The sequence below is a fragment of the Acidisphaera sp. L21 genome (assembly GCF_009765685.1).
In the GTDB taxonomy this organism is placed as follows: domain Bacteria; phylum Pseudomonadota; class Alphaproteobacteria; order Acetobacterales; family Acetobacteraceae; genus LMUY01.
Genome location: NZ_LMUY01000070.1, coordinates 121,021 through 128,312, shown reverse-complemented (window position 1 = coordinate 128,312; position 7,292 = coordinate 121,021). Strand labels below are relative to the sequence as shown.

Genomic DNA, 7,292 nt, shown 5'->3' with positions numbered 1-7,292 from the left:
TGGTAACGCTACACAGAGGGGCGACGGGTGGAGTTGGGCTGGCTTCGACCAGAATTGGTCGTCCACTTCCGGATGAGCGGTCCTCGAAGCAGCCAGTCGGTAGCGTCGATAGTCGGCAGCTCAGCGCCAATCTCGGATCTAAGATAGAACGATCGACATTCCCCAAAACGGACGGTCCGTTATCATTCCCTATCGCGTAACATTTCTGCCCTAAAGGCGGATTCTCCGCCTGGCTGCATTCAGCAGTAACTCAGGAGAGCGTGTTATGGAGAAGGCATACGGTTCCCGTCACGATACGCCGCCCTCTCAATCCTACCCATCACCCAAATTCCAACATAGCTCCGTTACTTAGAGGACTGATCCATGAACGAAGCGTGGATTCTTCAAGCGTCTGAAATTCGGCGTCTGTTTTCTCGGGCGACCTGGATCCCCCTTCGTGCGTCGCTCAATGAGGAGAAGGGCGACGTGAAGGAAGTGGGGTATGTCGGCGACGTATTCGCTTGCGGCTCCGTTGCCTTTCCCAAACAGCATCGGGCATTTGCCGAGCGCTTGAGTTGGAGCGACATCGGCATCGGGCACAGAGTGGCACCGTATGCATACTCGGATGGCCATTACTCGTCTATTGACGAATATCAGTACAACGACAAGGAGCCCATCGGGATCAATCTTGTTTTCGAGCATCCGCAACCTGTGGTCGGTGGTCGGCAGTGGATCCTCAATCCAGACCTTGTGGTCGCACTTCGCCTTATTAAGGAGGGGCAGAACTGGGTCAGGCCTGAAGAGGACTTTGTCGTGGTCGCCAAGGAGACGCTCGACCGCGATGGCAGCCATAGCCAGATCGAGATCAAGCGCGAGTTCCTGATAGACTACCTGGCCGCGCGCGGCCTGTTCCTTCGTCTGTCCTATTACCGCCAGCGCGTCGAGAACGTGGCCGACCTCAAGGACAGTCCCTATGCCGGGCTGACAGAGATCCAGGAGCAGCGTGAAGGAGGAAGGTACGTGTTGCGCATCAAGGAGCTGAACGCCGTGTTCGGCGGGAGTTGGGCGTCGTTTCGCGTGTGGCGCACTGACGTCGACGAGGAGGAGGACGCTCCGGTCATGAGCCCTGAGACGAACGATAACACCGCCTCAGAAAGCGCCCAGGGCCATCGAAGCGGCTACCCCGGCGTGCGTGTCGAAGGCGAGTTTTGGCGATACGAGTGGATCGAACATCAGGGAAAGAGCACGCGTGTGCGCGGGGACCAGGATCAGAATCTGCCGCACTTCATCGTCGAAACGGACGGTTCGCGCAAGTTCTCGACTGAGCTCGACAACGAAGACATCGGACGGTGGCTCTGGTTCCGCCCGTCTGTGGTCAATGAGATGCTGAGCCATCGAGGCTTCTCCCTGAAGTGGTATACGGCGGAAACGGGTGCGATCCAATCCACCTCGGGATATTCAACCCATTTCGGTATCAACGCCTCGGAGCTCATCACTGTCTACGCCTACGACATCGCTAAGCTACCCGCCTGGGAGCAGTTCCTGTGGGCCGCGAACAACGTCGCGCCGGAGGGCAAAGTCAGCGCCGAACTCCTCGCCTCGCAGGTAAAGGCGCAGCCAGCGAAGACCAGTGCCGTGGAGGAGGTGCTATTTCGGTACATGAGGCTGCTGGAGGCAGAGTTCCGCAAGACATTCGGCGTGTCGCTGTTCTCACATGAGATTGACGATGCCGCGTCGATGCAGCACGTCTCTCGCTTCTCGAGCAAAGATCAGGCTTCGCTCTTGCGGCTGTCCAAGGAGCTCGTTCGGATCTTCTCCGACCGGCTCGACGTGCGCTCTCTTCGAAAGCTGTCCAACCACCCCGACAAGGAGAAGTTGGGCTCCAATAGGTTGCTGCAGAGCATCTTGGCCCAAAAGGTCGGAGAGGCACGCGCGCGCGAGGTCTTCGCTGCTATCGCCGGCGCCTACGACATGCGCCTTGGTGACGCGCACCCAACAAGCTCGAAGATCGGCGAAGCCCTCAAGCTCGCCGGCATCGATACCACGGCGTCGTATCTGCGGCAGGGCGAGCAGTTGATCCACAACTTCGGCTACGCTGTCTGGTGCATCGGGAGTCTGATCTTCGGAGGCCACGAGTAAAGTGAGGTATAATCCGTTCGCCGTCGAAGACGGGTGATGGTCCTATGGCGGCAGGTCGACGGATCGGCGATGAACGGTGGCAATCAGTTTTGAATTGGCCGCCGGCATCGCGGGTTGTAGTTCTCTTTACAGCAGTTCATCCGTGTTGCAATGCCGGGCGAACGTCGAGGGTCATGCCGGGGCGGTTTGAACAAGTTGATCCCAAATCACCGATAACTTGCGCGGACGGTTGCGGGACGACCAAGATTCACTGAACAGTATAGATGGCTGTCCGACCAAGAGTTGGTGCGATTTGAAGTAGTTCGGATCGCGTGAGTTTATGGAAGTTCCCATCCGCTATAGATCCTCGGAATGTCTGGAATATTGAGTTGTAATTTCGAAGCGGGCATTCCCCTTTCGGCCAGCCTCTGTCATGAGCCAAGTGTCCGCTATAATCAGGAGCGGGCCCCAGGCGCTGACTGAATGCCATCCACCACAAGCCGCCTGTCAACGCTGCACGAGACAAAACGCTTGGGGAGAGTAAGAGCACACATCGTGTGAGCCGCCGCGCAATGCTTGAAACTCCGGGTGGGCGTGTGGTTGTTTCGATGACCCATGCGCCCGCACCCCTCCCATTCCGACGAGACTATCTGCGCCCCGGCGCCGTTCCGTGAGGCGTTGGCTGATCTGGTTGCGTTTGGGATGCGGGTTGCACGGATGGTCGCATGTGCGGCCGACGCGGAGGCCGTGTTGGCCGAGGCGGCGGTGGCGGCTGGGGTGGCGGAGGGCTTGTCGCCAATCGCCGGGTCGTTTGCCGAAGCGATCGAGGCGGACCGGGCGGCCAGTGCGGCTGCGGAGGCTCGGCGGGAGATCGTGGGGCGGGCGCATGCCGTGGCCGCGGCGTTTTCCCAGGTGTCCCGCGCTGTCCGACGGACGGTGTTGCTGGCCGAGCGGCTGGATCGGGGGTGGGCGCGGCCGGGTGGGATCGATGACCGGCACGCCATGGCCCGGCGGCAGATCGGCCGGGCCGTGGCGGATGCGATCGCGCGCGACGCGGACGGCGAGACAGCCGAAATGCTGAACGGCGCGCTGCGGGAACGCCTGGACTCGCTGGATACGCTGGACGATATCGGCGAGCGGCCGGTCGAGGACATCATTCGCGCTATTTGCCGCGACCTCGGTGTGGATCCAGCGGGGTTGCCGGGTAGGCGCGCGGACGGGCTTGCGGCGTCGCAGCCGGTGAAGACCGCGCGATCGCCGGGGACGGATGGCGGGGCGCGAGCCTCACCAATTCGGTCCCCCCCGGCCTTGCGAGCGAAGGAGCACCCGAGTTGAGCGATCGGGTTATCCTAATATGCGGGCGATAGCGGCTCCGACTGGATCGGGGCGCGTTGGTCGAAGCCGTCCGGCACGTAGGGCGGCGGTAATGCTGGCGGGCCTCGGTCGTAGACGACCGGCGGCGGCGGGCTGACGGCGTTGCGCAGGTTCGTCCCGGCATTCTGTAGCGCGTAGCCGGTCCGGTCCCCGGCGACCGACAGCGCGCGGCCGGTGTTCACGCTGGCGTCGTAGAGTGACTGGCCAACGCGCTGCCCGACGACATCAGGCCCGGCGCATCCCGCAAGCAACCCGGCGACCAAAACCACGCAACGACGCATTCAACCGCTCCATCAATGGGTGACAGGCCCATCGGCGGCCTGCCACGCCTTCATTCCCCCCTGGATGTGGCAAGCCGATGTCAAACCTGCGGCACGGGCGGCCTTCACCGCCATGGCGGAGCGTTCGCCGTATGCGCAGTAGAACAGCACCCGGCGTCCGGCGGCGTGGGAGAGTTCGCGCAGGGTACCGCCGGGTTGGATGGTGTCGGTGACGGTGGGGTAGGGGGCGTGCAGCGAGCCGGGGATGTAGCCGGACTTCCCTCGCTCCTCCCGTTCGCGCAAATCAACGAAGACGATGTCGGGCCGGCCCAGCCAATCGCGCGCGCTGTGGGCCTGGATGGTGCAGTCGCCGTCCAGGATCGTCTCCGCCTTCAGCCCGACGCGCATGTTGGCCGGGACCGCGACGTCCATCATCTTGGGGGAGGGCAGGTTGAGGCTGTTCATGACCTGCGCGTATTCGTCGGCGGAGCGGACCTGCAGGCGCGGGTTGAACGCTCGCTCCTCCGCGATGGTGCTGACGGTGTCGCCCTTATAGTCGTGGGCGGGGAAGACCAGCGTGTCGTCCGGCAGCTTGAGCAGGCGGTTGAAGATCGATTCGTACTGGGCGCGGGGGTCACCGTTCTGGAAGTCGGTGCGGCCGGTGCCGCGGATGAGCAGCGTGTCGCCGGTGAACACGCGGTCCTTCATGTGGAAGCTGTAGGAATCGTCGGTGTGGCCGGGGGTGTAGATGACGTTGAGGCAGAGGCCTTCGACGGTGAGCTTGTCGCCGTCGGAGAGGCGCATGGAGACGACGTCCACCCCCGATTGCTCGCCCATGACGGTGATGCAGTTGGTGCGGTCGCGCAATTCGCCGAGGCCGGTGACGTGGTCGGCGTGGAGGTGGGTGTCGACCGCCTTCACCAGGCGCAGGTCGAGTTGCTGCATGAGTTGGAGGTAGCGATCCACCTTCTCCAACACCGGGTCGATGATCAGGGCCTCACCGCCGACGCGGCTGGCGAGCAGGTAGCTGTAGGTGCCGGAGGTCGCATCGAAAAGCTGGCGGAAAATCATCGGATCCTCCTGTTTCGTGGGGCATCATACCAGAGCGCGGGGGGTGGACGCGAGGGCGGTCTGTCCCAGGACCCAACCCTCCCATCGTTGGATCCATGGGTCGGGCGGGGCGGTGTCGGGCCGGCGGGCGGCGAGCACGCCGAGCACGCAGAGCAGGCCGAGCACGCTGTCGAACCGGTCCTCGCCTGCCGAGTCGGAGCCGAAGCCGGTGGTGAGGGCGGCGGTGAAGGCGGCGCCGGGCGTGGCGGAGAGGCCGGCCATGATGGCGGCGATCGGGGCGGCCAGGGCGGCGCGGTCGGATTGGCGGCGTTTGCTGCCGGACATGCGGAGGCCGAGGTGGCGGAGGGCTTCGGCCGGGTAGGTTTCCGCCACGGCAACGCGGCCGGGGCGGAGCAGCGACAGGAATGGACCGTCGAATGGCCATAGCGCGGGCGGCCGGGCGGATACGAGGGCGGGCAGCAGCAAGTCCCGCCAAGCGGAGATAGCGGCCTTGCCGGATTGGTTGGCGCCCAGGGTCCAGAATAGGGGGGCGCCGGCGGGCCGCTCCGCCGTCGCGCGGTCGCACAGGCGGGATAGGCCGGTTGCGTCGCCCAAGCCGAGCGCGGTGGCGTGGGAGAGGCGGGTCATGCCGGCCAGGCCGCGCCTGGGATAGAACGGGCGGTCGGGCGCTAGTTCGTCCAGCGCGTCGCAGACGGAGAAGAAGCTGGGGCGCCGGGCCAGGGCGCGCAGGAAGTCGGGGAAATGCGGCTCCGTCGCGTGCAGGCGGGCATAGGCGCGGGGCAGGCCGAGCGGGAAATCCACGCCGAGGGCTACGGTGTCATCGCGGGCGCAGAGCCGGTCGAACAGGGTCGCCAGGTCGCCCACCGGGCAAGGTGCCTCGACCCGCCATGCGCCGGGCTCGCCGGTGGCGACGGTCATCCAACGCTTGCGGGCGTCGGTGCTCCAATCCGCGTGGGCGGCGATCAGGGCTTCTTCTTGAGCGGTTCGTGCGCGCGGTCGAGCAGGCGGGACAGCAGGCCGGGCTTGCGCGCCGGCTTGGCCGCGGTGGGGGTGGCGGCCTGGGCTTGCCTTTGCTTCTGGTCCAGCCATTTCTCCAGGGAAAGGCCGGCCTTCTGTGCCCTCTTGCGCTCGTATTCGCGCTGGGCGTCGGTCATGATGCGGGTCGTCGGAGTGGGTTCGCTGGCCATGCCCGCTTGTGACAAAACGCATCACCCTGTTCAAGGCGTCAAACCATGGATTTGCAGCTTCGCGGCAAGCGTGTGCTCATCACCGGCGGGTCGAAGGGGATTGGGCGGGCCGCCGCCATGTCCCTGGCGGCGGAGGGGTGCGACATCGTGCTGGCCGCGCGGGACCCGGCGACGTTGGCGCAGGCGGCCGAGATGGTGCGCAGCCGGCACCAGGTGCGCGTGGAAACTGTGTCGGCCGATCTGTCGCAGGCTGCCGAGGCGGTGCGCTTGGCGGGGGCTGCCGGGGAGATCGACGTGTTGGTGAACAATGCCGGTGCGATCCCGCCGGGCACGTTGCTGCAGGTGGATGACGCCAAGTGGCGCGCGGCGTGGGACCTGAAGGTATTCGGGTTCATCAACCTGACCCGGGCGGTGTATCCGACGCTGAAATCCCGTGGCGGCGTCGTGGTGAACGTGATTGGCGCGGCCGGGGAGAGCTTCGACCCCAATTACATCACGGGCAGCGCGGGCAACGCGTCGCTGATGGCGTTCACGCGGGCGCTGGGTCGCGCTGCGCCGGCGGATGGGATGCGCGTGGTGGGTATCAATCCGGGTCCGGTTGCGACCGAGCGGATGGAGATGCTGATGCGCGCGCGGGCCGAGCGGGAGTTGGGGGATCCGGCGCGTTGGGCGGAGCTGACCAAGCCGATGCCGTTTGGCCGCGCCGCCACGCCGGAGGAAATCGGCGACGCCGTGGCGTTCCTGGCCAGCCCACGGTCCGGCTATACGACCGGCACCATCCTGACGATCAATGGCGGATGATGTGGTAGGTAAGATTAACCCGGATGATGGTGGATTTTTCCTGAGCCGCCATGTCCGGCGTGAACGCTGGTACGGTCTGGCGCCGGTACATGTCGATCGCGCCGCCATCCAGGAATGGCGAGCGGGAGGTGTTGATGAGCCGGACCGAGCGCACGGTGCCGTCGGCGAGGATTTCCAGTTCGACCGCTGCGGTGCCTTCGTCGCCCTGGGCAACGGCTGCCTCGGGGTAATAGATCCGAGCCTGGCTCCATCGCATGAACGCGGATTGCCAATCGCCGGTCGGCCGGGCGCCGCTGACGTAGCTGATCATCGCGTTGCTCTGGCCCGAGTTGGACGAGGTCGAGAAGTCCATCCCGCGCGATGCGTTTCCGCGGGACCGAGATTGCGGCACGGTGTTGAGCGACCAGTTCTGCGGCGACGACAGCGGCGATGCGTTGCGCGGCGTCGGACGTGACGCAACGCGCGGGCGCGGCGGCGTTGGCGGCAACGGTGGCAGCGGCGG

General features: G+C 65.1%; 8 protein-coding genes. 3 read left to right on the top strand and 5 right to left on the bottom strand.

Features of this window, described 5'->3' with window-relative positions:
- Positions 1-363 precede the first annotated feature (363 nt).
- Positions 364-2,118 (top strand): hypothetical protein, encoded by a 1,755-nt coding sequence (locus tag GSQ76_RS13335; RefSeq protein WP_158744396.1) that lies wholly within the window; start codon positions 364-366, stop codon positions 2,116-2,118.
- A 594-nt stretch (positions 2,119-2,712) separates the two neighbouring features.
- The gene (locus GSQ76_RS13330; RefSeq protein ID WP_158744395.1) at positions 2,713-3,432 is read left to right on the top strand and encodes a hypothetical protein; all 720 of its coding nucleotides are present in this window, start codon (positions 2,713-2,715) and stop codon (positions 3,430-3,432) included.
- A gap of 14 nt (positions 3,433-3,446) precedes the next feature.
- On the opposite strand, the gene GSQ76_RS13325 is transcribed toward GSQ76_RS13330, so the two are convergent.
- Genes GSQ76_RS13325 through GSQ76_RS13310 form a run of 4 tightly spaced genes read right to left on the bottom strand, consistent with a single transcriptional unit; the run spans position 3,447 to position 5,956 of the window.
- Complete coding sequence (locus GSQ76_RS13325) at positions 3,447-3,752, bottom strand: hypothetical protein (RefSeq protein ID WP_158744394.1); 306 nt, start codon at positions 3,750-3,752, stop codon at positions 3,447-3,449.
- 12 nt (positions 3,753-3,764) lie between these two features.
- Positions 3,765-4,802 (bottom strand): MBL fold metallo-hydrolase, encoded by a 1,038-nt coding sequence (locus tag GSQ76_RS13320; protein WP_158744393.1) that lies wholly within the window; start codon positions 4,800-4,802, stop codon positions 3,765-3,767.
- 24 nt (positions 4,803-4,826) lie between these two features.
- Positions 4,827-5,720, bottom strand: coding sequence for a DUF429 domain-containing protein (locus tag GSQ76_RS13315; RefSeq protein ID WP_254070390.1), 894 nt, complete (start codon positions 5,718-5,720; stop codon positions 4,827-4,829).
- A gap of 44 nt (positions 5,721-5,764) precedes the next feature.
- Positions 5,765-5,956, bottom strand: a complete 192-nt coding sequence (locus GSQ76_RS13310) for a hypothetical protein (protein WP_254070389.1) — start codon at positions 5,954-5,956, stop codon at positions 5,765-5,767.
- A gap of 78 nt (positions 5,957-6,034) precedes the next feature.
- On the opposite strand from GSQ76_RS13310, the gene GSQ76_RS13305 reads away from it, so the two are divergent.
- A complete protein-coding gene (locus GSQ76_RS13305; RefSeq protein WP_158744391.1) occupies positions 6,035-6,790 on the top strand; it encodes an SDR family oxidoreductase in 756 nt (251 codons plus the stop codon).
- Here GSQ76_RS13305 and GSQ76_RS13300 read toward each other — a convergent pair.
- On the bottom strand, positions 6,777-7,142 hold the full coding sequence (locus GSQ76_RS13300) for an energy transducer TonB (RefSeq protein ID WP_158744390.1): 366 nt from the start codon (positions 7,140-7,142) through the stop codon (positions 6,777-6,779). The two genes, GSQ76_RS13305 and GSQ76_RS13300, sit on opposite strands and share 14 nt — an antisense overlap.
- Between the last annotated feature and the right edge of the window lie 150 nt (positions 7,143-7,292).

What these genes read in the sequence shown, in the direction of transcription:
- GSQ76_RS13300 (WP_158744390.1), bottom strand. Translation starts at nt 7,142, where the DNA reads ATGGACTTCTCGACCTCGTCCAACTCGGGCCAGAGCAACGCGATGATC.
- GSQ76_RS13320 (WP_158744393.1), bottom strand. Translation starts at nt 4,802, where the DNA reads ATGATTTTCCGCCAGCTTTTCGATGCGACCTCCGGCACCTACAGCTAC.
- GSQ76_RS13325 (WP_158744394.1), bottom strand. Translation starts at nt 3,752, where the DNA reads ATGCGTCGTTGCGTGGTTTTGGTCGCCGGGTTGCTTGCGGGATGCGCC.
- GSQ76_RS13310 (WP_254070389.1), bottom strand. Translation starts at nt 5,956, where the DNA reads ATGACCGACGCCCAGCGCGAATACGAGCGCAAGAGGGCACAGAAGGCC.
- GSQ76_RS13330 (WP_158744395.1), top strand. Translation starts at nt 2,713, where the DNA reads ATGCGCCCGCACCCCTCCCATTCCGACGAGACTATCTGCGCCCCGGCG.
- GSQ76_RS13315 (WP_254070390.1), bottom strand. Translation starts at nt 5,720, where the DNA reads ATGACCGTCGCCACCGGCGAGCCCGGCGCATGGCGGGTCGAGGCACCT.
- GSQ76_RS13305 (WP_158744391.1), top strand. Translation starts at nt 6,035, where the DNA reads ATGGATTTGCAGCTTCGCGGCAAGCGTGTGCTCATCACCGGCGGGTCG.
- GSQ76_RS13335 (WP_158744396.1), top strand. Translation starts at nt 364, where the DNA reads ATGAACGAAGCGTGGATTCTTCAAGCGTCTGAAATTCGGCGTCTGTTT.